At 42.5% G+C, this 26,350-nt stretch carries 28 protein-coding genes; 5 read left to right on the top strand and 23 right to left on the bottom strand.

All coding sequences use genetic code 11. The features are described 5' to 3' along the window. Positions 1-76: 76 nt before the first annotated feature. From mtaB to gpr, 11 genes are all read right to left on the bottom strand, one after another. A complete protein-coding gene (gene mtaB / locus AR335_RS09685) occupies positions 77-1,429 on the bottom strand; it encodes a tRNA (N(6)-L-threonylcarbamoyladenosine(37)-C(2))-methylthiotransferase MtaB (protein ID WP_062234862.1) in 1,353 nt (450 codons plus the stop codon). Positions 1,430-1,434: 5 nt separating this feature from the next. Then, positions 1,435-2,187, bottom strand: coding sequence for a 16S rRNA (uracil(1498)-N(3))-methyltransferase (locus AR335_RS09680; RefSeq protein WP_062234859.1), 753 nt, complete (start codon positions 2,185-2,187; stop codon positions 1,435-1,437). 3 nt (positions 2,188-2,190) lie between these two features. Then, complete coding sequence (gene prmA / locus AR335_RS09675) at positions 2,191-3,150, bottom strand: 50S ribosomal protein L11 methyltransferase (RefSeq protein ID WP_062234857.1); 960 nt, start codon at positions 3,148-3,150, stop codon at positions 2,191-2,193. Positions 3,151-3,177: 27 nt separating this feature from the next. Then, positions 3,178-4,302, bottom strand: coding sequence for a molecular chaperone DnaJ (gene dnaJ / locus AR335_RS09670; protein WP_062234855.1), 1,125 nt, complete (start codon positions 4,300-4,302; stop codon positions 3,178-3,180). A gap of 348 nt (positions 4,303-4,650) precedes the next feature. Further along, a complete protein-coding gene (dnaK, locus tag AR335_RS09665; RefSeq protein WP_062234852.1) occupies positions 4,651-6,480 on the bottom strand; it encodes a molecular chaperone DnaK in 1,830 nt (609 codons plus the stop codon). A 44-nt stretch (positions 6,481-6,524) separates the two neighbouring features. After that, on the bottom strand, positions 6,525-7,106 hold the full coding sequence (gene grpE, locus AR335_RS09660; RefSeq protein WP_062234851.1) for a nucleotide exchange factor GrpE: 582 nt from the start codon (positions 7,104-7,106) through the stop codon (positions 6,525-6,527). 40 nt (positions 7,107-7,146) lie between these two features. Then, complete coding sequence (gene hrcA / locus AR335_RS09655) at positions 7,147-8,169, bottom strand: heat-inducible transcriptional repressor HrcA (protein WP_062234850.1); 1,023 nt, start codon at positions 8,167-8,169, stop codon at positions 7,147-7,149. 89 nt (positions 8,170-8,258) lie between these two features. Continuing rightward, the gene (gene hemW, locus AR335_RS09650) at positions 8,259-9,398 is read right to left on the bottom strand and encodes a radical SAM family heme chaperone HemW (protein ID WP_062234849.1); all 1,140 of its coding nucleotides are present in this window, start codon (positions 9,396-9,398) and stop codon (positions 8,259-8,261) included. Positions 9,399-9,485: 87 nt separating this feature from the next. Beyond that, positions 9,486-11,309 carry a translation elongation factor 4 gene (lepA, locus tag AR335_RS09645; protein ID WP_062234847.1) on the bottom strand — a complete coding sequence of 608 codons (1,824 nt, stop codon included), beginning with the start codon at positions 11,307-11,309 and terminating at the stop codon, positions 9,486-9,488. 163 nt (positions 11,310-11,472) lie between these two features. Beyond that, positions 11,473-11,811: a DUF3679 domain-containing protein gene (locus AR335_RS09640; RefSeq protein ID WP_255357584.1), complete on the bottom strand. Its 339-nt coding sequence runs from the start codon at positions 11,809-11,811 to the stop codon at positions 11,473-11,475. Between the two features lie 75 nt (positions 11,812-11,886). Next, positions 11,887-13,002 carry a GPR endopeptidase gene (gpr, locus tag AR335_RS09635; protein WP_062234843.1) on the bottom strand — a complete coding sequence of 372 codons (1,116 nt, stop codon included), beginning with the start codon at positions 13,000-13,002 and terminating at the stop codon, positions 11,887-11,889. Positions 13,003-13,155: 153 nt separating this feature from the next. Here gpr and rpsT point away from each other — a divergent pair, with 153 nt between their 5' ends. Then, the gene (rpsT, locus tag AR335_RS09630; protein WP_062234841.1) at positions 13,156-13,422 is read left to right on the top strand and encodes a 30S ribosomal protein S20; all 267 of its coding nucleotides are present in this window, start codon (positions 13,156-13,158) and stop codon (positions 13,420-13,422) included. Positions 13,423-13,802: 380 nt separating this feature from the next. On the opposite strand, the gene holA is transcribed toward rpsT, so the two are convergent. After that, on the bottom strand, positions 13,803-14,822 hold the full coding sequence (holA, locus tag AR335_RS09625) for a DNA polymerase III subunit delta (protein WP_062234839.1): 1,020 nt from the start codon (positions 14,820-14,822) through the stop codon (positions 13,803-13,805). Between the two features lie 331 nt (positions 14,823-15,153). Here holA and AR335_RS23115 point away from each other — a divergent pair, with 331 nt between their 5' ends. After that, complete coding sequence (locus AR335_RS23115; RefSeq protein WP_082316196.1) at positions 15,154-15,288, top strand: YqzM family protein; 135 nt, start codon at positions 15,154-15,156, stop codon at positions 15,286-15,288. Between the two features lie 32 nt (positions 15,289-15,320). Here AR335_RS23115 and AR335_RS09620 read toward each other — a convergent pair whose 3' ends face one another. The 3 genes from AR335_RS09620 to AR335_RS09610 all read right to left on the bottom strand — a co-directional run bounded on the left by AR335_RS09620 (position 15,321) and on the right by AR335_RS09610 (position 18,907). Next, positions 15,321-17,624, bottom strand: a complete 2,304-nt coding sequence (locus AR335_RS09620; RefSeq protein WP_062234837.1) for a DNA internalization-related competence protein ComEC/Rec2 — start codon at positions 17,622-17,624, stop codon at positions 15,321-15,323. A gap of 3 nt (positions 17,625-17,627) precedes the next feature. Continuing rightward, positions 17,628-18,209 carry a ComE operon protein 2 gene (locus AR335_RS09615; RefSeq protein WP_053357815.1) on the bottom strand — a complete coding sequence of 194 codons (582 nt, stop codon included), beginning with the start codon at positions 18,207-18,209 and terminating at the stop codon, positions 17,628-17,630. A 65-nt stretch (positions 18,210-18,274) separates the two neighbouring features. After that, positions 18,275-18,907 (bottom strand): helix-hairpin-helix domain-containing protein, encoded by a 633-nt coding sequence (locus AR335_RS09610; RefSeq protein WP_062234836.1) that lies wholly within the window; start codon positions 18,905-18,907, stop codon positions 18,275-18,277. 99 nt (positions 18,908-19,006) lie between these two features. On the opposite strand from AR335_RS09610, the gene comER reads away from it, so the two are divergent. Continuing rightward, positions 19,007-19,843, top strand: coding sequence for a late competence protein ComER (comER, locus tag AR335_RS09605; protein ID WP_062234833.1), 837 nt, complete (start codon positions 19,007-19,009; stop codon positions 19,841-19,843). 69 nt (positions 19,844-19,912) lie between these two features. Here comER and AR335_RS09600 read toward each other — a convergent pair whose 3' ends face one another. From AR335_RS09600 to AR335_RS09565, 8 genes are read right to left on the bottom strand one after another with little or no spacing between them, the layout of a single operon-like run. Then, complete coding sequence (locus AR335_RS09600) at positions 19,913-20,653, bottom strand: class I SAM-dependent DNA methyltransferase (RefSeq protein ID WP_062234831.1); 741 nt, start codon at positions 20,651-20,653, stop codon at positions 19,913-19,915. Positions 20,654-20,666: 13 nt separating this feature from the next. Continuing rightward, positions 20,667-21,020 carry a ribosome silencing factor gene (gene rsfS / locus AR335_RS09595; protein ID WP_062234829.1) on the bottom strand — a complete coding sequence of 118 codons (354 nt, stop codon included), beginning with the start codon at positions 21,018-21,020 and terminating at the stop codon, positions 20,667-20,669. 16 nt (positions 21,021-21,036) lie between these two features. Continuing rightward, on the bottom strand, positions 21,037-21,609 hold the full coding sequence (yqeK, locus tag AR335_RS09590) for a bis(5'-nucleosyl)-tetraphosphatase (symmetrical) YqeK (RefSeq protein WP_062234827.1): 573 nt from the start codon (positions 21,607-21,609) through the stop codon (positions 21,037-21,039). Next, positions 21,587-22,177, bottom strand: a complete 591-nt coding sequence (locus AR335_RS09585; protein ID WP_082683431.1) for a nicotinate-nucleotide adenylyltransferase — start codon at positions 22,175-22,177, stop codon at positions 21,587-21,589. The genes yqeK and AR335_RS09585 overlap by 23 nt, the downstream gene beginning before the upstream one ends. A 12-nt stretch (positions 22,178-22,189) precedes the next feature. Further along, entirely contained in the window at positions 22,190-22,480 is a 291-nt protein-coding gene (gene yhbY, locus AR335_RS09580) for a ribosome assembly RNA-binding protein YhbY (protein WP_053357809.1), read from the bottom strand. Beyond that, positions 22,467-23,309, bottom strand: a complete 843-nt coding sequence (gene aroE / locus AR335_RS09575) for a shikimate dehydrogenase (RefSeq protein WP_062234818.1) — start codon at positions 23,307-23,309, stop codon at positions 22,467-22,469. Before aroE ends, yhbY begins: the two co-directional genes overlap by 14 nt. Positions 23,310-23,324: 15 nt before the next feature. Next, entirely contained in the window at positions 23,325-24,425 is a 1,101-nt protein-coding gene (gene yqeH, locus AR335_RS09570; protein WP_062234815.1) for a ribosome biogenesis GTPase YqeH, read from the bottom strand. A 2-nt stretch (positions 24,426-24,427) separates the two neighbouring features. Beyond that, the gene (locus AR335_RS09565) at positions 24,428-24,943 is read right to left on the bottom strand and encodes a YqeG family HAD IIIA-type phosphatase (RefSeq protein ID WP_062234812.1); all 516 of its coding nucleotides are present in this window, start codon (positions 24,941-24,943) and stop codon (positions 24,428-24,430) included. A gap of 424 nt (positions 24,944-25,367) precedes the next feature. Between AR335_RS09565 and AR335_RS09560 the strand changes: the two genes are divergently transcribed. Continuing rightward, complete coding sequence (locus AR335_RS09560; protein ID WP_053357805.1) at positions 25,368-25,523, top strand: sporulation histidine kinase inhibitor Sda; 156 nt, start codon at positions 25,368-25,370, stop codon at positions 25,521-25,523. A gap of 272 nt (positions 25,524-25,795) precedes the next feature. After that, entirely contained in the window at positions 25,796-26,335 is a 540-nt protein-coding gene (gene pssA, locus AR335_RS09555; RefSeq protein ID WP_062237009.1) for a CDP-diacylglycerol--serine O-phosphatidyltransferase, read from the top strand. Positions 26,336-26,350 lie beyond the last annotated feature (15 nt).

The raw sequence follows: 26,350 nt of genomic DNA, 5'->3' as shown, positions 1-26,350 counted from the left end.
AACTTCTCTACAAATTCGAGATAGTTGTGATTAAGCAAAAGAAAGCCCGGTTTCCCGGACTATACGATTGTGAATTTTATAGGTTAACGATCTGTTTTGATGACTGGTCCTCTATCACTTTAACAAATTGTCCATCACTATATGGATAGCCTGCTTTTTCGATTTTTACCAGCACCTGTTTTCCGATCATTTCTTCATTCGCAGGGAATCTAACCTTCAAATAGTTAGGTGTATACCCTACATATAGACCTGTACCGGCTTCTTCCTTGTACGCTTCTTCAGGGATTACTTCTACCACTTCCCCTTCGTAGTCGGATGCATACTCTTTTGCCAGCTGGTCAGAAAGCTCAATCAACCGATGGACGCGTTCGTTCTTAATATCCTCAGGAATCTGATCATCCATTCTTGCCGCCGGAGTGCCTGTCCGTTTTGAATATGGAAAGACATGAAGTTCTGAAAATTTATGATCACGGATGAAATTGTACGTTTCCATAAATTCTTCTTCTGTTTCGCCTGGAAACCCTACAATAACATCTGATGTGATAGCTAGGCCAGGCAAAGCCTTTTTAAGCTGCGTGACCCGATCTGCAAACAGCTCCATCGTATATTTTCTTCGCATTCTTTGCAGCACAGTATTAGAGCCTGACTGCAGTGGAATATGAAGGTGAGGAACGATCTTATCGGAACGATCCATTACTTCAATAACCTCATCAGTAATTTGGCTAGCTTCAATGGATGATATTCGAAGACGCTTTAATCCATCCACTTTTTCATCCAATTCAGAAAGAAGCATGGCAAAATTGTAGTCCTTTAAATCTTCTCCATAGCCGGCAGTATGAATGCCTGTCAGGACGATTTCTTTATATCCTGCATCAACAAGCTGCTGCGCCTGATGGACGACTTCCTTTGAATCCCGGGAACGCAGAAGGCCACGAGCCCATGGGATAATGCAGAACGTACAGAAATTGTTGCATCCTTCCTGAATCTTGAGTGACGCACGAGTACGGTCAGTAAAGGACGGAACATCAAGCTCCTCATAGACGCGTGCTTTCATAATGTTGCTGACCCCGTTTATCGGAAGACGTTCTTCTTTATATTGAGCAATATAAAGAAGCATTTTAGATCGATCCTGTGTTCCTACAACAATATCCACTCCAGGAATCGCCATAATTTCGGCAGGCGAAGTCTGGGCATAGCACCCTGTAACACAGATCACAGCGTCGGGATTTTTTCGGATCGCACGGCGGATGACCTGCCTGCTTTTTTTATCGCCTGTATTCGTAACAGTACATGTATTGATTACATAAACGTCAGCTGCCTGCTCGAACTCCTTACGTTCGTAGCCATCACCTTGAAACAGCTGCCAGATTGCTTCTGTTTCATAATGGTTTACTTTACAGCCTAATGTATGAAAAGCCACTGATGGCATTTCAATCACCTCATTAATTCAAAATGGTAAGATATTGCGGAAAGTATATAAGAGCTTGCCGTTTCCGTACGGAGTATCCTTGGTCCCAGCCCGCATGGGATAAAGCCGGCTTCTTTTAACTCATCAACTTCCTGCTCGCTCAAACCGCCCTCTGGACCGATGGCACACAGGATGGAAGTACCTGGAGCCATTTGGTTAAAAAGCTCAGAAAGACGCTTGGTCTCCCCTATTTTAGCCTCTTCTTCATAGGCAACGATCTTATAGTCAAATTCCGCGGCTTGTTTTAATAAAGACTTAAAAGAAACAGGAGATAAAATGTCGGGTATACGGCTTCGATGCGATTGCTCTGCAGCTTCTTTTGCAATCTTCTCCAGCCGCTGTGTTTTTTTCTGCCCTTTCTTTTCATCCCATTTAACAATACACCTCGAAGAAGAAAAAGGCAAAAAGGCCTTAGCACCCAGTTCTGTGCCTTTTTGGACGATGGTTTCAAGTTTGTCCCCTTTTGGAATTCCCTGGGCAATGGTAACCCGTATTGGACTCTCTTTACTCTCCTGAATGGACTCTACAATGCTGGTCTGTACGGTATCACGATCGATTTCCGTTATTTCGCAAAGCGCCACTCTGCCTTGATTATCAGAACAGATGACATGGTCGCCGATTTCCATTCTCATCACCTTAACAATATGGTTAGCGTCGTCTCCGATAATGGTCACGGAAGAATCATTCATCTCTGCAGATGAGACAAAGTATCTCTGCATGGGTTAAACCTCTTTCGCAAATGGTCCATCATTTCGTGCAATGATGGCTACCCAGTCTTCCATCTCTAAAATTTCAACAATTGAAAAACCGCTGCGTTTCAATTTTTCCTTCACATCATTCTTTTTCCCTTGAATGATGCCTGATGTAATAAATAAACCGCCTTTTTTAAGTACCCTTGCCGCATCTGGAACAAATCGCAAAATAATTTCCGCGAGCAGATTTCCTGCAATTAAATCAACAGGACCTTCAATTCCGTTCAACAGATTATTTTGTTTTACAGTAACAGAAGCGGCTACTTTATTTAATTTTACATTAAGCCTGGCACTCGCAACTGCTACATCATCCAGATCATATGCCTGAACATGCTTTGCTCCCAAGTGGGCCGCAGCGATACTTAAAACCCCGGATCCTGTTCCAACATCAATGACTTCATCATCTTTTTGCAGGTATTTCTCGATCGCCTGCAGACACATGACAGTCGTTGGGTGGGTTCCGGTACCAAATGCCATCCCCGGATCTAGTTCGATGATGACTTCATCAGAGCTAACCGGCTTATAGTCTTCCCATGTCGGCGTAATGGTTATTTTTTCAGAGATCTTAACGGGCTTGTAATATTTCTTCCAAGCCATTGCCCATTCTTCTTCATTTACTTCACTGATCGTAACCTTATTATGTCCAAGGTCAATATCGTAGGTCATGAGATTATTGATAGCTTCTTTAATCTCATCAACCGTTTCCCCGAGAAAGCTGGTCACAGGCAGATAGGCCTTAACAATAACTCCCTCATCAGGATAATCATTAGGATCGAGCTGATAGATTTCCCCATAAACGGATGATCTCTCTTTAACTAAATCTTCCGGGTCCTCAATGACGACTCCGCTTGCACCTGCTTCGTGTAGAATGTTTGAGATTGGTTCAACCGCTTCCTGGGTAGTGTGAATGCTAATTTCTGACCATTTCAATTCTATCAACTCCATTCCTATGATCCTTTACTCGCCTTTAAAGGCTCTTTTCACTTTATCAAAAAATGATTCTTCATGTTCATCAGGCACATCGCCGCCGATTTCAGCAAAATCACGGAGCAGCTGTTTCTGTTTCTCAGATAATTTCGTAGGAGTCAAAACTTTTACCTGGATATGCTGATCACCCTGGCCTCTTCCCCTTACGTTTTGAACTCCTTTGCCTCTTAGGCGGAAATGAGTTCCGGTCTGCGTTCCTGCTGGAATCTTAAGCTTGATCCGGCCATGCAGGGTAGGGACTTCAATTTCGTCACCTAATGCGGCCTGAGCATAGGTAATCGGCATTTCACAGAAAATGTCGTCTCCGTCTCTCTCAAAGAACTCGTGAGGAAGCACCCTGAAGACAACATAAAGGTCGCCGGCTGGACCGCCGTTCACTCCTGGTTCTCCATGCCCTGAAAGACGGATCTGCTGTCCATTGTCCACTCCCGCAGGAATCTTAACTTTGACTTTCTTTGTAGTCGTTACCTTCCCTTTTCCGTGGCATGTTCCGCATTTTTCTTTTATAAGCTTGCCTGTTCCGCTGCAATATTGGCACACACGTTTATTGACAATCCTGCCAAACGGTGTGTTTTGTTCAACATTCAGCTGGCCCGTTCCTTTACAATGGGTACAATTTTCCGGATGGGTACCCGGTTTAGCACCTGAACCGTGGCATGTTCCGCACGTTTCTTCTTTAGGAATTTCAATTTCGGTTTCTTTTCCGAAAACAGCTTCTTCAAATTTCAAGTTCATATTATACTGCAGATCGGATCCCTGGCGAGGAGCATTTGGATTTCTTCTTCCACCACTGCCGCCGCCAAAGAACATATCAAATATGTCTCCAAAACCGCCAAAGTCGGCTCCAGCTCCTCCAAAACCGCCGAAACCCTGGTTTGGATCGGTATGCCCGAATTGGTCATACTGCGCTTTTTTTTGTGGATCCTTTAATGTATCGTATGCTTCACGGACTTCTTTAAACTTTTCAGCTGCATCCGCTTCCTTGTTAACATCCGGATGGTATTGCTTCGTCAATTTCCGGTAAGCTTTTTTTATTTCATCGCTGGATGCGTTTTTATCCAGTCCTAGCACTTCATAGTAATCTCGTTTACTCATAGAAATCCCACTCCCGAATCTTCACATAAAAATTATCTTACCATTGTTCCTTTTCTTTTTTCAAGAAAGATCTTTAAATATGTGAAGGGTTATTTAGTAAAGCGCAAGCGCCCTGCTAGGTCCGACAAGCGCTGGAATTCTTACACAGCAACACGCTTTTTGTGTTGAGGGGTAAGAGTGAAGCGACCAAAGACGAATTGTTTAATTCGTCCTCGAGGACCTATGACGAAAATTGCAATTCATTTTCGTACTAGGCGCTGGAGCTAGACATTACATCTTAAAACGGAAAAAAAGTCAAAGCCAAGATGCTCGCCTGACTTTGACTTTTTCCTCACTGAAAATCAGTTATTATTTCTTTTCGTCGTCGTTCATTTCTTCGTATTCAGCATCGACTACGTTGTCATCGGTTTTTTTCTCGCCTTGTTCTTGGCCTTGAGCTTGCTGTGCTTGTGCAGCCTGCTCATAAAGCTTGACAGAAAGCTGCTGAACGATCTCGTTCAAAGCGTCTTTCGCTGTTTTAATTGCTTCGATATCTTGGCCTTCAAGCGCTTTTTTAAGCTCATCTTTCGCGTCATTTGCTTTTGTTACTTCAGCTTCTTCCACTTTTCCTTCAAGATCCTTCAATGTCTTGTCAGTAGCAAAGATCAGCTGATCAGCTTCGTTTCGAAGATCAATTTCTTCACGTTTCTTTTTATCTGCTTCAGCGTTTTCTTCCGCATCTTTTACCATTTTTTCGATCTCTTCATCTGAAAGGCCAGAAGAAGATTTAATCGTAATGGATTGTTCTTTGTTCGTTCCAAGGTCTTTGGCACGAACATTTACAATTCCGTTTGAATCGATATCAAATGATACTTCGATTTGCGGAACTCCGCGCGGTGCTGGAGGAATATCCGTAAGCTGGAAGCGACCCAATGTTTTATTGTGAGCAGCCATTTCACGCTCACCTTGCAGTACGTGAATGTCTACAGATGGCTGATTGTCTGCTGCTGTTGAGAACACTTGAGACTTCGTTGTAGGGATAGCCGTATTTCGGTCAATAAGCTTCGTAAATACGCCGCCAAGTGTTTCAATTCCTAGAGAAAGTGGAGTTACGTCAACAAGAACAACATCTTTAACGTCTCCTGTGATAACACCGCCTTGAATCGCTGCACCTAGTGCAACTACTTCATCAGGGTTAACCCCTTTAAACGGATCTTTACCAGTAAACTTCTTGATCGCTTCTTGTACAGCAGGAATACGTGTAGAACCACCGACTAAGATGACTTTGTCGATATCGTTTGGAGAGAATCCTGCATCATTAAGCGCCTGACGAGTTGGCCCCATCGTGCGTTCAACAAGGTCAGATGAAAGCTCTTCAAATTTCGCACGGCTCATGGAAACCTCTAAGTGTTTAGGTCCTGTAGCATCTGCTGTGATGAACGGAAGAGAAATTTGAGTTTGTGTAACCCCTGATAATTCCTTTTTCGCTTTTTCAGCAGAATCTTTTAAACGTTGAAGCGCCATTTTGTCTTGAGATAGATCGATGCCGTTCTCTTTTTTGAACTGATCAACAAGATAGTCGATAATGACTTGGTCAAAGTCGTCTCCGCCCAGTTCATTGTCACCAGATGTAGCAATTACATCGAAGTTTCCGTCGCCGATTTCAAGGATGGATACGTCAAATGTACCGCCGCCAAGGTCAAATACTAGAATTTTTTGGTCGTTGTCTTCTTCTAAACCATAAGCTAGTGCAGCTGCTGTAGGTTCGTTAATGATACGTTCAACTTGAAGGCCTGCAATCTGACCGGCATCTTTTGTTGCCTGGCGTTGTGCATCGTTGAAGTATGCTGGAACCGTGATAACGGCGCGCTCTACTTTTTCTCCAAGGTAGCTCTCAGCATCATTTTTCAATTTTTGAAGAATGATTGCAGAGATTTCTTGAGGAGTATACTCTTTTCCTTCTGCATCCACTTTATGGTTTGTTCCCATATGGCGTTTGATGGAGATGATTGTATTTGGGTTCGTGACAGCCTGACGCTTTGCAACTTCCCCTACTGAACGTTCGCCATCTTTAAAGGCGACAACTGAAGGAGTTGTACGGTTTCCTTCAGGATTAGGGATAACTGTTGCTTCTCCGCCTTCCATAACGGCAACACAAGAGTTTGTTGTACCTAAGTCAATTCCAATAATTTTGCTCATGTTACATACCCTCCACTTTTATATGTAATATTAAGAACTTAATATTACTGATTTACTTTAACCATTGCTGGACGAATGACACGATCCTTAAGTCTGTAGCCCTTTTGCAGGGTTTCAACAACGACATTGGATCCGTATTTTTCATCCTGGACTTGCATAACTGCCTGATGCAGTTTTGGATCAAACGCTGAGCCTTCGGAGTCGATCACTTCCAAGCCTTCACTCTTCATGGCCTCAAGCAGCTGGCGGTATACCATCTCCACCCCTTGAAGGACAGAAGCAGCTTGAGCATCCTCAACCTTCACATCCAATGCTCTTTCGAAATTATCAAGAGCAGGCAGAAGCTGTGTCAAAAGGCTCTGTGATTTATATTTTAACTGAGCGGCGTTGTCTTCACGTGTACGCCGCTTAAAGTTTTCAAAGTCAGCCTGTACGCGGAGCAATCGGTTTTCAGTGTCAGCAAGATTGGTTTCAAGCTCTGAAATTCGTTGCTTCTCTTCAGTTGTCTCAGCCGTTTCCCCTTCATTTTCCAAAGGCTCAGAGCCGGCTGTTTGATCAGCTTCCACATAAGTTTCAGCGTTTTCCGTTTGTTCAAATTCAGCAGTTTCCTTTTGTTTGTCTTCCATGTTGTCACCTCCCTAAAATAATCGGAGTTTATTGTTATTGTTAGAACCTAGCGTTAAATAAGTTCGTAAACTCTTTGCTGATCGTGTCAAGCAGACCGATTACGCGTTTATATTCCATTCGGGTAGGACCGATCAAGGAAATCGTGCCGATATGCTTGCCGTGAAACGAATAGGAAGCTTTAATCAGGCTGCAGTTTCTGACAGCTTCTACCTGATTTTCCTGTCCGATCGTTACGGTTATGCCATCATTATTCGCTGAAAGCATCTGTTCAATGACCGCCTTTTCCTCCAGGGCGTCCAAAAGAATACGAACTTTTTCTACATCCCTGAATTCAGGCTGATACAGCATTTTGGTTTTACCGCCAAAAAATATCTTATCTTTGTTGCTCCATTTAAAGATATCATCAATAAACAGGGAAGCCTGCCGATGATTCATCAGATGCTTTCTGAAAACAACGTTGAGTTCATCCTGGATTTTTTTGTGAAGTTCAGCGAGAGGCACCCCTGCCAGCTTCTCATTTAAGATATTGACCAGCTTCTCAATCTCTTCGGGCGCAATTCCTTCGGGCAGGATCACATGCCTGTTTTCAACATGTCCCGTACTCGTCACAAATATAGCAACGGCCTGCTGGGATCCTAAAGGAATCAACTGAATGTGTTTTAATGTCGTTTCAATCGCTTCCGGTCCAAGAATGATTGATGTATAGTTGGTAAGTTCAGAAAGAATTTTAGCTGATTGTTCAAAAATACGTTCGGTTTCTTCCAATTTCTCGTTGAATAGCGCCTGTATATTAAAAATATCCGCTGTCGAAAGAACCGTGGGGCTCAAAAGGTGATCGACGTAAAAGCGATACCCTTTCTCGGACGGAATCCTGCCTGATGAAGTGTGAGTCTTTTCAAGGAATCCCAAATCCTCCAAGTCCGCCAGCTCATTCCGGATGGTCGCCGGGCTGAAATGGACATCTTCTCTTTTGGAAATGGTCCTTGATCCTACAGGTTCAACATGCTGGATGTAATCATCAATCAGCACTTGAAGTATAAAAAGCTGTCTTTCAGATAACATCCTTTCACCTCCGAGGCTGTTAGCACTCCGAAAGAGCGAGTGCTAAATCTAATATTAAATTACCAAAAGCAACTGAAGATTGTCAACGATTAAACCACACCGATAAATTCCTGAAACACTTCATTCCCTAAAAACGTTCCATCCTTCGTCAGTGATACCCTGTCATCGGACTTTTTAAGCCACCCCTTTGCCAGCAGCTGTTCGATCTGCGGGCCAAATACTTCATACATGGACTTTCCGTACCTTTGTTTAAATCGGGTATCAGATACACCATCCATTTTTCTCAATCCCATAAAAAGTTCTTCCTCCATTTTAGCCGATGGAGCCAGCGTTTCAGAATGAACATAAGGAAAGCCTGTCTCATCGATCAACGACATATATTTCTTCAATGGCCCTGCATTGGCCATGCGTTTGCCATTTACATAGCTATGGGCACCGGCTCCTATGCCATAGTATTCGTTATTATCCCAGTATTGCAGATTATGCTTGCTTTCATAACCGGGTCTCGCAAAGTTTGAAATTTCATACTGGACATAACCGTGCTTCTCCATCTGTTCCATAAGGACTTCATACATTTGGGCTTCTTCCTCCTGCTCCGGCAGCAGCAAGTCCCCTTTTACCGCACGATTGTAAAACACCGTCTTTTTTTCAAGCTGAAGGGAGTAGGCCGAGAAATGGGGGACGTTTAATGAAAATGCAATTTCGAGCGTTTCTTTTAGCATATCAACGGTTTGATGGGGCAGTCCGAACATAATATCCAGAGAAATATTCTCGATGCCAACAGCTTTTGCTTCAGAGACTGTTCGAATAACGTCCTTTTTCACATGTGTCCGTCCAAGTTCTTTTAAAAGCTGTTCCTGAAAGGCCTGCACACCAATGCTCAGCCTGTTCACCCCAAAGGCCCCCATGATCTCCAGTTTCTTTCGATCGGTTTGTTCCGGATTAGCTTCTACGGTGAATTCATCGAGTTCGTCAGAAGAAAAGTGTCGGTTCACCATCTTAAGAAACGTTTCAAATTGTTCGTAATCGAGTGCAGTGGGCGTACCTCCGCCGACAAAGATGGTTTTCATCCTGGAATATGGGGTCTGTCTAACTGTGTTGATCATTTCTTTTTCCATATAGGTTAAATATTCGTTAACGGGCTGTCCTTTTAAGAACACCTTGTTAAAATCGCAATAATGGCAAATGTTCACACAGAACGGGATATGAAAATAAGCCGCTTCTGGCATATGATCCCTGCTTTCTTGTCTAAAATTTGTGAAAGACCGCAAAAATATGCGGTCTCGTCCTGTTGCTTATTTTATTTCGTTGTGGAATTAATCGTTGTCCATTCGCAGTACCGCCATGAAGGCTTCCTGCGGCACCTCGACTCGTCCAATGGTTTTCATGCGCTTCTTACCTTCTTTTTGCTTTTCAAGCAATTTTCTTTTACGGGAAATATCTCCGCCGTAACACTTGGCAAGAACGTTTTTACGAAGTGCTTTAATATTGGACCTTGCAATGATCTTTTGTCCGATTGAGGCTTGAATAGGTACCTCAAACTGCTGGCGAGGAATCAGTTCTTTAAGCTTTTCAACGACTACTTTTCCGCGTTCATAAGCAAAATCTTTATGAACGATGACAGAAAGAGCATCGATTTTTTCTCCGTTTAGCAATATATCCATCTTAACCAGCTTGGAAGGCTTGTAGCCGATCAACTCATAGTCAAGTGAAGCATAGCCTTTCGTGCTCGATTTCAGCTGGTCAAAGAAATCATAGACAATTTCAGAGAGAGGGATTTCGTAAAGCACGTTTACCCGGTTATTTTCCAGGTAATCCATCGTCTGGAAAATCCCGCGTTTTTTCTGGCAGATTTCCATGATGGTCCCTACATAATCATTCGGTGTCATAATCGTCGCTTTTACATAAGGTTCTTCTACCTTTTGAAGGAGCTGTGCTTCCGGCATGTTGGCCGGGTTATCAACGATCATCTCTTCACCGTCAGTTAACAAAACATTGTAAATTACACTTGGTGCTGTTGCAATGAGGTCAATGTTAAATTCACGTTCGATCCTCTCCTGAATAATCTCCATGTGAAGCAGCCCCAAGAATCCGCAGCGATAGCCGAACCCGAGTGCTTGAGAGGTCTCAGGTTCATATTGAAGAGCAGAATCATTTAAAACAAGCCGTTCCAATGCCTCGCGCAAATCATTATATTTTGCGTTATCAACTGGATATAATCCGCAATATACCATCGGGTTCATTTTTCGGTACCCAGGCAGCGGTTCGCTGGCTGGTTTGACAGCACTCGTAATGGTATCCCCGACTTGAGTATCGCCTACATTTTTAATGGCAGCAGTCAAGTAGCCTACGTCACCGACTGTTAAGAAATCCTTGTTGACAGCTTTTGGCGTGAACACACCGAGTTCCACTACCTCAAATTCTTTCTCTGTCGCCATCATTTTGATTTTATCGCCGATTTTAACCGTGCCTTCGGTTACACGGATATACGTTACTACTCCCCGGTATGGATCATAAAGCGAGTCGAAAATAAGAGCTTGAAGCGGGCCGTCCGGATCTCCAGATGGCGCTGGCACCTTTTCGACAATCTGTTCCAGTATTTCTTCAATCCCGATCCCAGCTTTCGCTGAAGCTAAAACAGCTTCGGATGCATCAAGCCCGATGATATCTTCAACCTCCTGCCTCACTCTCTCCGGTTCAGCACTCGGAAGGTCGATCTTATTAATGACAGGAAGGATTTCCAGATCATTCTCTAGTGCAAGATAAACATTAGCAAGGGTTTGGGCTTCGATTCCCTGGGCAGCGTCAACAATCAGAAGCGCCCCTTCACAGGCCGCAAGGCTTCTTGATACTTCATACGTGAAGTCAACATGTCCTGGAGTATCAATCAGGTGAAATGTATACACTTCTCCATCTTTAGCTTTGTAGTTTAACTGAACAGCATTCAGCTTTATGGTTATCCCCCGTTCACGTTCAAGGTCCATGGAGTCCAGAAGCTGTTCTTTCATTTCTCTTTGAGTCAAGGCGCTGGTTTTCTCAAGGATCCGGTCAGCCAGCGTTGATTTTCCATGGTCAATATGAGCAATGATGGAAAAATTGCGAATCCTTGATTGCCTGTCCAGTTTTTGTTCTCGATTCATTCATTTCACTCCTACATTTTGCGCAAAGTACACTATTTTAGATTATAGCAATACAAAGACCGTTGTTCAATGCTGAACCAAATGAAAAGTGGAGACGCCTTGAAATGTTCCACTTGATAACAAACATGAAAAAACAGTTATTTTTCTTAAATGAAAATAACTGTCAGCTTAATGATCCAAATATCTGTGAAAGTATTGCGGAGATAAGACCGATGACCGCTCGAAAAAGAGATGAAATGAGAACAGACACTTTCTCACCCAGCGAAGAAAAGAAGTTGAAGGCTTTAGACTCTTCTAATAGTTTCTGTTTCGCCGTTAAATCTTTAGCATCTATTGCAGCCCCCAGTACTTCAGCATCAGTATGTCCTTTGCTTTCCTTTATCGCCAAAGCCTTACCTGTGTCTGAATTGCCTTTTAAATGATTCATCCCTACTGAGGCCCTCTGCATTCCAAGCAGGACACCGAAAAACAAAACAGCCGTGATCAGAAAACACTTCAGCATAAATTTAACCACAGGACCCACCCCGTTTACCATTGGTTTCTTTACATCCTATGAAACAGCTTGTCCTTTTATGTGTCAGTGCGTATAGGAAGAACTATTGGATTGGTCAACCTGCCTGTGAAGCGCTGTGTTCAATCCTACGGCAAGAACATTTGCCATGTCCTCAATAAATGTATCCACCTCTTTTGGCGTTACCATGAGATTATGTCCGATTGGAGAGAGGACCTCCCGAATCAGCATTCTTTTTTCATCTTCATCAAGGGTTCCTATCATTCCCAGGAAGGATTGCCGTTCCGCTTCTGGCGGAAGATCGTCTTCTTTCAGGATTTTCTTTTCCCCAAACGTCATCCATGTTGGTGCGAGAGACTTGGACGGCTTATCCTTTTCTTTGATCTCCCTGCCAAAATGTTTGAGGATATAATCAATGGCATCGCTCGTGATCGTAACGGCATCGACAACGGTAGGAATACCGATCGCGATAACTGGGATACCCAGTGTGTCTTTGCTCAGCTCTTTTCTTTTGTTGCCGACACCAGACCCTGGATGGATTCCACTGTCAGAGATTTGAATAGTCGTGTTTACCCGCTCGAGCGATCTCGAAGCCAGAGCATCGATCGCGATCACAAAATCAGGGTTAACTTTTCGAATGACGCCTTCAATAATATCGCTCGTTTCGATCCCTGTTATCCCCATGACCCCAGGCGAGATGGCACAGACCGGCCGGAACCCTTCTTCCACATTTTCAGGCGACAGAGCAAATAAATGTTTTGTGATCAATAGATTTTCCACTACGTTGGGTCCTAGAGAATCAGGAGTAACATTCCAGTTTCCAAGACCGACAACCAGGCACGTGTCATCATCCTGAATTCCAAGTTCATTAATAAAGTCTTTAAAGTCACGGGCAAAGACCTCCTGCACCCGTTCCTGAAGCTCCGAATCCTTTTCCCTAATCCCCTGCATCTCGAATGTTAAATATGTACCCGGTTTTTTCCCGGTAGCCTGTGCCCCATTTTCATCTATCTCTACCCTCGTATATTTAATTCCATCATGATCCCGTTCTTTAATGATGATGCCTTTAACAGAGCTCTCCTTCTCCTTCATCTTCTCTTCATTTACCAGCATTTCATGTGCTTCGATCGCTAAGTCTGTCCGAATGGAATAGTTGTTCAGATCCAAATCTTTGTTGTTCATTTTGGCACCGTCCTGTGATAGAGATATATTGTCTCTATTTTTGCCATTAAAAAGCCATTTCATTCTTGTATTGCAATTGAAGAATTAAACTGATAAAATACTCTGTGTCCTATTTTTTTGCAATCCAGTTGCAATGTTAGGGAGGTGAATGGATTGGCTAATATTAAATCTGCTATTAAACGTGTAAAAACAAACGATAAGAACCGTGTTCATAATGCTTCTTTAAAGTCTGCTATGCGTACAGCTGTGAAAAACTTTGAAACTAAGGTCGCTAACAAAGATGCTGAAGGTGCTAAAGAAGCTTTCACAGTTGCTACTAAAAAAGTTGATAAAGCGGCAACTAAAGGACTTATCCATAAAAATGCAGCTTCCCGTCAGAAGTCTCGTCTTGCTAAAGCGTTAAACGGAATCAATGCATAATCACGGGAAATGACACGAAACGGCCTTACAGGTCGTTTTTTTCATGTCTTTTTTTGAAAAGCTACTGTTAACAGTCGCTTTTCAAAAAAATGACATTCCATATTAATAATAATAAAAGATTCACCATGTTGTCCGTGATGTTCTGGTTTAAAACGAATGCGTTGAACCCTGTCGTAAGTTGTCGCGTATAAACGACTTGAAAATAAAAGCGTAGATTTTAAACATAAATCAGATTTTTTAAACATAAATCGGTATTTTTCATTTTCCTTCTATAATTGCCAAATGGATGGTTTTTGGCAACCTAAAACAATATCAACAGTATGATTTAACACAGCATGAAAAAAAAATGTCCAGCCGATATCCAATCGGCTGGACGTTTTTTAATTTGCCATCTTCAGCATAATCAGTTCCAAAATAAGCTGTTTATCCATTTTCCCTGTTTTCATCTCATAATCCGCCTCAGCTATGCGATCCAGCATGCTGAGAAGCTCTTCTTCCTCAAAAAGCCTCGCTTGTCTGGAAGCCAGCTTTACTGCATAGGGATGCAGCTTTAAAGCTCCTGCAATCTGTTTTTCTCCATAGCCTTTTGAAAAAAGTTCTTTCACCCCATATATAATACGAAACTGTCTTGCCATTAGGGAGAGAATTTTAATCGGTTCCTCATTCTGCTTGGCTAGGTCATAAAAAGTTCTTAGTGCAGCGTCAATTTTTTTATGAACAATATCATCAATGAGCGAAAAAATATTATCTTCCAGTGTTCTCGGTACAAGTTCATCAATGACGGGTATCGTGATATTTCCGCCATCCCCAACGAATAATGCCAGTTTGTCCATTTCCTGAATGAGTGCCATCAATTCATTTCCTACCTTGGCCGTCAAATATTGCGCTGCATCTGTATCGATGTGCACTTGCCGCTGAATCGCCCGGTCCTTAATCCATTCCACTGCCGAATCACCGCTTAAAGGGAGAGCTGCGATCAGTTCTCCTGACTTTTTCAGCGTTTTAACTATTTTCTTTCGTTCATCTAATTTCTCAGCTGGGACCACGAAAACGAGAAGCGTAAACTCAGCTGGATTCTGAATATATCTTTCAACGGTTGCAAGATCATGCTCAACTTTGCTCTTGTCCTTTACCCCCGTTAGAAAATAAGCATTTTTCACGACGACAACACGCCTGTCCCCCATAAACGGGAGCGTTTCCGCATCTTCCATAATCGCTTGTATAGGAGTTTCCATATAATCATATACAGAGAAGTTAAAATCCTTATCCTCTTCATTCAGCGAATGCTTCACAATGGCGGATATGGCTTGCTCAATAATATAAGATTCAGTTCCGTACAGAACATAATACGGAGAAAATTCCTTCTGTTTCAACTTTTTTTGTAATGGGACGATCGACAAAACCACTCACCTCAAACTTTCTCTGTTCCTATCGTATGCCGTATAGCTGTTTTTTTCAATAGGAATCAAACCAAAAAGAAGAAGCAGCTTTTGCTGCTTCTTCATTTATATTAAACGCTGATCACCAAGACCCCGGGACTCCCAGTGAACAGCGAGTAAACCGCTCTATTCCTTGTAATGTTATGATATCCTATGCCAATCTGCAGTATTGGTGACAACAGGTAGCAAAAAAGGAAAAGAATATGCATTTTATAGACAACGCTTCCAATCAAATATGGATTTTTTTATCTGAATGACTTATACTTATTATCGAAACGGGAGGGTTGCGGAAATGAATCATTTCGAAAAAGACGTCCAAAGCAAACGCAATGATTTAATCGATTCAGGCATGGGCTTCGTTTGGTCCTTTGGTTTTTTCACGTTAATCTTTGCAATTGGAGTTATTATCAAACTTATCGCTACATAATCAATAAAAAGAAGCCTGAAAAAGGCTTCTTTTTATTTGGATCCGGTTACACTGTGATGTATCTTTAACTTGTGACCCAGCATTTGGATCTCGATATCCCCAAGCTGATCGGTACGCAAAATGACCGCAGCATTTTTTTTGAAACGTGACACAACATCCGGATGTGGATGTCCGTACCGATTGTTTTTCCCGGCTGATATGACGGCATAAATGGGATCAACAGCGTCGATAAAAGCCTGTGAGGACGACGTTTTACTCCCATGATGGCCAGCCTTTAAAAAATCTGCCTTTAAAGGGGCATTTCCACTTAAAATACGCTTTTCCCCTTCTTCTTCTAAATCCCCAGTGAATAGAAAGGAAAAACGCTTCATCTTTGCTAATAGGACGATGGATTGGGCATTGCTCTCGGTCTCATCACCATAAGGAGAAAGTACATAAAAAAGATGATCCCCAACCGACCACCTTTGCCCGCGCTGAGTAACACGAATAGGAATATCCAGACTGGCCGCATGATTCAGCACACTGGTTTCCAGCACTCCGTCAATTGTGCCTTTTGGATACAACAATTCACCTATCCTGACTCCAGACAGAACCGTTTCAGCCCCGCCGATGTGATCCATGTCTCCATGCGTCAATATCAATTTATCGATCTTCCGGATCCCCCGCGCTTTTAACGCGGGCAGAACGACCTCTTTCGTAATATTATAATCCACCTTTCTTTTTCTCCATTCTTCCTTTTCAAAATTCAGTGTTCCTCCCGTATCTATTAAATAAACCCCTTGCCTGAATGGAAGTTCAATCAAGGTGCTGTCTCCCTGCCCAACATTTAAATAGGTAATTGTGCTGCTTGGATCAAGGGAATGAACATTCCAATGAAAAACACCGGCCAAAACAAGAAAGGAAGCAGGATAAAGCAGACGCTTATGACATCCATACCTTTCCCATTGAACGAACAAATTGAAGATCCCAAAATAATAGATCGGGATAAGATAGGCAGGAGGCTGTCCAAACACAAAGTTAAGATTGTTCTTCTGCGCGTGAAGAAGGATTGAATTTGTGAATTTCATGAGGATGACAGGAAGATAAAGGATTATTTTAGCTGCATTGAGCGATAGGAACAAAATCGGAAGTGAAAGACAGGCAAGGGGCAGAACCACAAAAGACAGTAAGGGAATAAACAGAAGGTTCAGAGGCACTGACCATAATGACGTTTCATAAAAATGATAGATAATGACGGGGAAAGAAACAATTTGGCATAAGAGGGTAGTTACCAAAGCTTGAGCTAAGTAGGAGGTATATCGGCTGAAAATCAGACGCGATGATATCAGTAAAGCAAACACATTCATAAAAGATAGCTGAAAACCAAGTTGAAAAACGTAATAAGGGTTCATCAGAAGCATAAGAAGGCACACACCGCTCACAGGTGACAACGGATGAATCCTCTTTCTATATCGCCGGAACATCAGCAGCGCCATACCCATAATACCTGCACGGACGATGGAAGCTTCACTGCCGGTCATCACAACATAAAGAGGCAGGACCGAAGCGATACCTAGAGCTGCTCTTTCCCTGGTGATGCCCATTCGAAGACTGCCCGCAAAGAGCATGCCCATGATGATCGCCACATTAAACCCTGATACCGCAAGCAAATGTGACAAACCCATTCGCTGGTAGGCCTCATCAATATCGACCGGTATTTTTTCACGATAGCCAAATACCAAAGCATTGATTATCCCGGAGACATCCTCTTCAACCACTTTTTCTATCAGACGGATGCCCTTTTCACGCAAAGCAGCTGCATGCCCCAATAGATCAGGCGGTTTATCCCGGCAAGCAGAGACTGAAAGATGGGCCGCCTTTATGCTCCAGTGGATTCTCTGGCGTTTTAAGTACGAGGCGTAATCCATTCCTTCGAAATTCCCCCGCCCCTCAGGGACGATCAGTTCACCATCAAACGTACAGACCATCCCCTGATGAAGATGCTGTTTAAGCCGTTTCTGCATCCCATGAGATGGTATGATATGGTGAACAACAAATTTCTCATGTTTTGTTTGAAGTTTGAAGGATAGTAAATCTCCGTCAATCTCCGGAATGGTCATGACGGTCCCGGTAAAGGTTCGTTCATCTCCAGAAAACTTCGTCACATTTTGCTTATCGGTAAACTGGTAATAGACGTAAAAGAATACAAATACGGCTAAGCAAAAGCTGATGGTCAACGTATTCGCACCTTTTTTGCCATAAAAAAGAGCGATGCCTGCGATCGCCCAGATGTAATGGTAAGATGATAAAAAAACGCCTGCTGCCGCACTTATCGCGAAGAAGTATCCGGCTCTCATGTTTTATTCCAAGTGCAAAGAACGGGGATACAGATGCTGCACCTTGCTTTTCAAAGCCTCAAGTTTTTCTTGATCTCCCGCTCCACCTTCCTCTACAGCTCGCAACAGTTCAAAGGTTAATTCCATCTGTTCTATGTAATGAGGGTTGATATTATGGTCATTAAAAGGGACTTGCTTCACAACCAGTCCTGCTTCTTTAAATTGTTCAATTGCGTACGGGTGATTCTTATAATCTTTGGCATAGTAAAGTGTCTTTATTCCGCTTTGAATAATCGTACGGCAGCAATGCAGACAAGGAAAATGGGTGACATACATTTCTGCCCCCTCCACTGGTACACCAAATTTTGCACATTGCAAAATGGCATTCATCTCGGCATGGATCGTCCTCACACAATGGCCGTCTATCACATAACAACCTTCATCTATGCAATGCACGCCCCCGGATATGGAACCATTGTAGCCACCCGCAATGATCCTTTTATCCCTTACGATTGTTGCTCCCACCGCAAGTCTTGTACATGTGCTTCTGTAGGCAAGCAGATGGCTCTGTGCCATAAAATATTCATCCCAGGAAATACGGTCCATCTTTTCTCCTCCAATCTTATTTATTTTTAGTGTAGGCATTTACGCTGCTTTGAGTCAATGATAACTTAGTCAACCTCAATCTGTTCCTTCATGTTTTCCAGAGACTTTTCTCCAATTCCTGGTACATTCAGCAAATCCTCAATTGTTTTAAACGGTCCGTTCTCTTCACGATAGGCCATGATCGCTTTGGCTTTAGAAGGACCTATGCCATTCAGCGTTTCCAGCTCCTGCTCTGCTGCAGAATTAATATTAACCTTTGTTGTGCCACCACCATCCTGTCCTCCTGCATCAGGCCCAACCGGCAACCGTTCTTCGCCTTTAGCTGGGATGTAAAGAAGCATTTCATCCTTCACCCGTGCTGAAAGGTTAACTCCTTTTTCCTCCGCTTTTTTCGAAAAACCTCCTGCTCGATTAACTGCATCAATCACTCGGTCCCCTTGCTTCATCTCGTACACTCCCGGTTTCCTGACTTCACCTTTTATATCGATCTCAATTCTCTGAGAATCTGCATCCTTTGCAATAGGGGTTATTTTACTCGCTGCCCCTTTATTCTCCATCAATTCGACCGGAATGCCTTGCGCAGGCTCTACTTCATCCGGCATTTTTCCTGCAAAATAGAAAATTACGGCTAACAAGCATGCCGCAGCAGGAAGAATGTAGCTGAGTTTGCGAACGGCTCCATCATATTTTCTGATCATCATTCGTCTCCTTTCAATACGTTTATTTCAATTTTCATATTCTGGGCAAATCAAGCATATACATCAAGGTAGGAAAGATAAGGGAGAGGAGGAGTTAAAGTGAAACTAGGTTTTATTGGAACCGGGAACATGGGGAGCATTTTAGTGTCATCTTTTATAGAATCATCGTCTGTACAGCCTTCACGTATTATGGTCACAAACCGGACGCTTTCTAAAGCAGAACGTCTGCAGTCTGCCCACCCCAAACTCCGAGTGGGAGCAACAGCTGAAGAGGTGATCCGTTTTGCCGATATCCTTTTCATCTGTGTAAAGCCGCATCAATTCTATGATGTTCTTTCTGAAAATAAAAAGTTTATATCCAAACATAAACTCGTGGTCTCGATCACAAGCCCCATTTCCTGTGAACAAATTGAAAACTTGCTTGATTGCAGTGTCGCCCGCGCCATTCCAAGCATCACAAACCGTGCCCTTTCTGGAACCTCATTGATCACATTTGGTTCGAAATGCCACACGGAATACAAAGAGAAACTCTTATCATTGATGTCGTTTATCTCTAAACCAGTGATCATCGATGAAAATGTGACACGCATCTCATCCGATATCGCAAGCTGCGGCCCGGCATTCATTGGGTATCTCGTACAATGTTTTGTTGACAGTTCCATTAAAAAAACAGATTTGACAAAAAACCAGGCGACATTGCTTGCCAGTGAAATGATTATTGGAATGGGAAAATTGCTGGAGAACGAAGTGTTTTCTTTGCCTTCACTCATTGAGAAAGTTTGCGTGAAGGGCGGAATTACTGGTGAAGGAATAAGAATATTGAACGAGGGAGCAGGTGATGTTTTCGATAAAGTCATAGACCGTACGCATGCAAAATACCACGATGAGTGTGAAAAAATCAGTGAACAGTTCGAGGTAAAAGAGGAATTAAAGTAATCATTCGGCAGCATTTGAAATATTCCTTCAAGAATAAAATAAAAAATAAGCCAATCCATGGCTTATTTTTTATTTTTTACAGATGAAGAATATCCGTTCGGCTTCAGGCTGAATATCATTCTGAGAGAAATCTCCTGTTACTGCCATAACTCGAAATCCGGTGCTTTGAAGCATCCTTTTATAAACCTCAATTGACAAGGTTCTTTGAATATGTACTTCATCAAATCGTATATAACGGTTTTCGTCCTCTTGAACAAAGAAACTAAGCTCATGTTCAACACTGTCTGGTTCTTCCCCTTCATAGCACTGCCAAATATACGAAAGCGGCTCTTCGTTGGATCCAAACGTGCTGCCCATAAATATGTTATGAATTTTATAAAGACTGTGTACATCGAATAAAAAGAGGCCGTCTTCTTTTAAATGCTGATAAACGGATTGAAACGCAGCCAAGACCTTTTCTTCAGAAAGAATATAATTAAGTGAATCACAAAAAATGACGGCAGCATCAAATTCCTGAAGCCCTTCCAGTTCCGTCATATCCTGCTGAATGTATTGTACGGGCACCTTCTGCTGCAAGGATTTTTCATTTGCCATCACCAGCATGTCCTCAGAAAGGTCAACGCCAGTTACGTCATAACCCTGTTTTGATAAGCGGATGGACACAGACCCTGTACCGCAGCCAAGATCCAGGACACTGCTGACGTTTCCCCCATATGACTGAACGGCCTGTTTAAAAAAAGCAACCCATTGATCATACGGTGCATCTTCCATTAGCTGATCATAGTAATACGCAAATTGTTGATAGCTCATCGCTGCTCCTCAATTAGGAAAGGATCTTATTCAGATCAACGGTAGGGGCGTCTCCCCAAAGCTTCTCCAGGTTATAATAAGATCTCTCATCACGATGGAATACATGGACAACCATATCTCCCATATCAACAAGGACCCATCTCGCCTGGTCATAGCCTTCCATGCGCTTGATGATGATCTCTTTTTCAGCTGCTACATCTTTAATTTCCTTAGCAATGGCCTGCACCTGCTTTTCGGAGTTCCCATGACAGATTAAGAAATAATCAGCAACAAGGGAAATGCCTTTCATATCGAGCATCATAATATCTTCCGCCCGTTTGTCATCCACCGCTTTTACGACTAACTCAATTAGTTCCTGTTCTTTCAAAATTATATTCCTCCATTCACTTTTTGTTTTTCACTTCAGCCAACAAGCTGTTGTACGTATAAATTGTTTCCGGGTATATCAGTTGATTTTGTTTCATTAAGAATCCTACAGTATTTTTTAATGCCTGAATACAAGCGAGGTTCAGGTTTTCCTTAGCCTGTTGACGGACTTCATCAACGCCTGGAAAATTCCTGCCCGGTTCGATATAATCCGCAAGAAAAATAATTTTCTCAAGCGTACCCATCGCTGCTCTGCCCGTCGTGTGATAGGCGATAGCCTCGAGTACCTCAAGGTCTTCGATTCCTGCTTCTTCTTTCACCAGATAAGCACCGACCGGGGCATGCAAAAGTTCTGTACCATAATGAAGGAGGCTCTCTGGCATGCCCTGCTGCATGACTATCTCCCGCATCTCATCCTTTGAACGGAATTTGGCATAATCATGAAATATGGCTGCAAGTTCGGCTTTTTCCTTGCTTGCTCCATATCGGTCTGCAAGCTCGATAGCCGTTTCCATTACACCAAGTGTATGAATGTACCGATGTTCCGTTAATTGAGCCTTAACAATTTCAAGGGCTTTTTCTCGATCCATAAAGTCCCTTCACCTCTATAATTTTTCTTACATCATCCGGAATTAAATATTTTGTGTTCTCTCCAGCTGCTATTCTCTTTCTGATCAGGGTCGAAGAAACATCAAAAACCGGTACTTCCAGCAACTGGACTCCATAAGGATTATGGTTATCATCAAGGGGATGGCCACTGCGGTTAATACCGATAAAGGTTACAAGCCGGCTAAGCTCCTCGATCCCATGCCAAGTGGATAACGAATCAGCCATGTCCCCGCCAATAATGAAAAAATAATGATGGTTCGGTTCCCTCTTTTTCAGTTCCCTGATGGTATCTATAGTATATGAAGGGCCTTCCCTTTCAAACTCTATAAGAGAGAGGGAAAATTTAGAATTTCCCTGGATGGCAGCTTTCACTAAGTCGATCCGGTCCTCTGCTGAAACACCTGATACCAAATCCTTATGAGGCGGATGGCTTGCCGGTAGCCATTCAACCCTATCAAGTGAAAATGCGGCTAATGCCTCCTGGGCAATGAGAAGATGCCCGTTATGCGGAGGGTGGAAAGAGCCGCCGAAAATACCGATTCTCGCCATGTAATCAATCCTTTACGGAAGTACAATCTCTTTATTTTCTTTAGATTCTTTATAGAGAATAATGACATTTCCAATCACTTGCACGAGGTTGGCCTTTGCGCCTTTAACCAATGCCTGAGCGACGTCTTCCTTGCTTTCCTCGCAATTTTGCAGGATGCTGATCTTGATTAACTCACGCGCCTCAAGTGCATCTTCAATTTGCTTGACCATATTACTGTTGACTCCGCCTTTTCCTACTTGAAAAATAGGCTGAATCGGATTTGCTTTTGAACGTAAAAAACGTTTTTGTTTACCTGTTAACATAATTTCCTCCCAATTTCTCGATCACGATCGTTTCCATCAGTTCGATGTCTGGCTGCATACCTGTCCACTTCTCAAAAGAAAGAGCACCTTGAAGAACCAGCATGGACACTCCGTTGTCAATAACTGCTCCCCGCTTCTCACCTTCCTGCAAAAAAGCAGTTTTATACGGGTTGTATATGATATCGGAGAGCACTGTACCCGGTGCAAGATGAAGGAGATCGATAGGAGTGCTCCCATCATTTTTCATTCCGATAGACGTCGTGTTAATTACGATTTGAAAATCTGAAAGAACGGCAGCTGCTTCTTGTAAGCTCATCACCTTGTCATGCTCTCTCAAACACTCTTTTTGAATATCTCTTGCTTTTTCCATCGTCCGGTTAGCAATGACGATGGATTTAGGAGCCGTTTGCGCCAGAGCATAACCAATGGCTCTAGATGCCCCGCCTGCTCCAATAATAAGAACCTTCGCTTGCTCAATAGGAAAATGGACATGCCGCATTAATCCTTTTACAAAACCGGCCCCGTCCGTATTGTATCCAATCAGCTTTCCGTTCTCATTCACCACCGTATTTACGGCTCCGATCTTTTTAGCCTCGTCCGAAATTTCGTCCAGATAAGGCATAATGGTTTGTTTATGCGGAATCGTCACATTCCAGCCTGCAAAACCCTTTGTTCTCATATTGTAAACTGCCTCTTCCAAACGATCAGGATGAACTTCATATTTGTCATAATAAAAAGGAAGCCCTGATTTTTGGAAAGCTGCGTTATGCATCTCCGGTGACATGGAATGGCTGACAGGATATCCAATTAGACCGACTAATTTTTTCATTTTGATCACTCCCGGCTATATGAGTGAAGGCCTCAATGTTACCGCAACGCCTTCAGGTGCATAAGCTGCGATTTGAGCGCCCGGTTCTTTAACCGACACCCATCCAAGTCCAGAAAAGACAACATCAGTATCTTTATCTTTGATCTTAAATTCATGTCTTCTGAGCGGCGGCAAATTCTCCGCTTCTGAAGGAGGCGATAAAAGATCACCCAGGTGGTTCTTGTATAGTTCATCCGCCTTTTCAAGCTTGGTTCTATGAATGGTTAACTCATTGGAAACGTGGCAGACAAATGATCTTCGTCCCCCACTGATGTAATCAAACCTGGCCAGTCCGCCTAAAAATAAAGTCTGGCCTTCATTTACCTGATAAACCATCGGCTTAATCTCTTTTTTGGGCATGATGATTTTCAATTCATTCTTCCCGACAAAGTGAGCCATCTGGTGATGGTTGATGATTCCCGGCGTATCATACAGTGCTGTTTCAGCATCAAGTGGTATATCGATCAAATTCAATGTTGTACCAGGAAAGTGAGAGGTTGTGATAATATCATCCTTCTCTGTTCCAAGCTGTTTGATCAGACCATTAATGAAAGTGGACTTTCCTACATTGGTACAGCCGACAACGTAGACATCCTTGCCATCTCTCAGTTCATCAATCCGTTCAGCTACGTTCAACAGGCCGGTGCCTTTCACTGCAGAAACAAGATGTACTTCTTCTGCCTTTACACCAAGTTCCTTTGCCATAGTTGACATCCATTGAGTCATCCTGTTTTTATTGACCGATTTTGGAAGCAAATCCACCTTGTTTCCTACAAGTATAAGCTTATTGCGTCCAATGTAGCGGTGAATACCAGGAAGCCACGAGCCGTTGAAATCAAAGATATCTACAATTTTGACGACAAGGGCATCTGTTTCTCCAATGCCTGACAAAATTTTCCGGTAATCATCATCGGTAAGACTGACATCTTGAATCTCGTTATAATGCTTAAGACGGAAACAACGCTGGCAGATCACAGCATCCCTTTTTAAACTGGACGGCGGTGCATAGCCTAGCTCGTCCTTATTTTCGGTCTGAATGGGTGCTCCGCATCCAATACACTTAATTTGTTCCTTCAATCTTATTCCTCCCAGTTAAGCATGCCTTTCCTTTTCATCCATGATAAAATCATTCTTTCAATTTTCCTGTTTACTCTTGTCCATAGACCATCGGTGCTTGCCACAGGTACAACCATGATCGTATGGAGATCCAGCCGATTCCCGCCAAGGACATCCGTCAGGAGCTGATCGCCGATAACTACAATTTCTTCTCGTTGAAGTTTCATATCGCGAATAGCCCGCTTGAATGCACGGGACATTGGTTTTCTGGCACTATAAATAAACGGGATTTTAACAGGATCGGAGAAGCTGCTCACACGCTGCTGCGTGTTATTTGAAACAATGGTAATTAAAATTCCCTTCTCTTTAAAAGAGCTAAACCATTTTAAAAGTTCAGGAGTAGCTTCCGGCCGATCCCATTCAACCAGGGTATTATCCAGGTCTGTAATGATCCCTTTTACATTTCGTTTCACTAGCATTTCAGGGGTTATATCAAAAATGCTCTGGACATGTTCATCCGGCAAAAAATTTTTTAACATGCTGGACACCTCTATACTATTCATTCAGATTACACTTTTACATTGTACCAGTTATTCGACGGGTAACAACTTTTTTATTGTTTTCAGTTACATTTGCCTTGAAAGGATGCATCCTTTTAAAGAAAAGTTTTCGACAAAATGTTCGCATTCCGACAATGTGGATAACTTTATTAACATTGTTCCTCTATGCAATGAGCAGAATTTTCTGTCTTATCTACAGTCTACCCACAAGTTATCCACCAAACATTGTGGATAATCGAACGATTGTTCTGTTTCATGTTTCATGTTAAGCTGATTTTAGAAAACTACCAGAACATATAGTTTATGCGGATCTATGAGAAATCATGACACATACAGCGATGAAAATGCATCAATATGCATTAAAAACAGGAGGTGAACATGCCACCCGATTGGCATCTCACTTATGGAAAACTTATCGGACGAACTGTTGATCGAATCTTATTTTAAAGCGAAAGAACTTCAATTAAGTACAGACTTTATTTCATTAATTCAAAAAGAGATCGAACGCAGATCACTTCAGACCCGTCTCAGCACTCACTTTTGGAAAGCCCATCACTAAAAAATGGGCTTTTTTTTATGTTTTAATAGTAGGCATGTTTTCTTGAATGATACAGTGTTCTATTCCAAAGTCTTACCTTTTTTTATTTTTCTATTAAATAGGAAGAAACAGAAACAGGGACTTATTCCCAATTATCCCCTTTCCAATTTTATAAAATTAACATATAATGATAAGAATCAAATATATTTCATTAACAGTGAATAATATTAATACACAAGTACTCTTTCCATTCAGATGAAGAAAGGTACAGGGAGCGATGTGATGTTATGTCCATGATTGCAAGAGAGCGGGTTGACTCTACAGTTAAGAAAATGAAAGGCCAAACGGCCAACGTTCTTACGCTGATCAACCTTTCACTAGGTGCTCTCGCTTTGATGTTTATTTTTAAAGATGATTTAAAAGTTGGCTTTATTCTAATTTTTCTAGCAGGCCTTTTTGACAGATTTGATGGTATGGTTGCACGGAAATTAAACATAGAATCAGAATTTGGTAAGCAGCTGGATTCACTTTGTGACTTAATTTCCTTCGGGATTGCACCTGCATTCTTGCTGTATCAGGGCTCTCTTTTCAATTTTGGGGTTCCCGGCATTATTTTTACCATTCTATTTATCGTGTGTGGAGCGATCCGTCTGGCACGATTCAATATTACCGAATTCAACGGTTCCTTCGTTGGTGTTCCAATCACAGTGGCAGGATGTATCATCGCCATGTGCTATCTTCTTATCCCTTTTGTTCCAGGATATGTTTTTATGTTTTTCATCATCGCTTTTGCTTTTCTAATGATCAGTTCGATCTCCATCCAGAAACGGTAATTAAAAACCATGGCC

This window comes from Fictibacillus sp. FJAT-27399 (assembly GCF_001510655.1).
Classification (GTDB): Bacteria; Bacillota; Bacilli; order Bacillales; family Fictibacillaceae; genus Fictibacillus_C; species Fictibacillus_C marinisediminis.
This window is presented reverse-complemented; position numbering and strand designations above follow the sequence as displayed.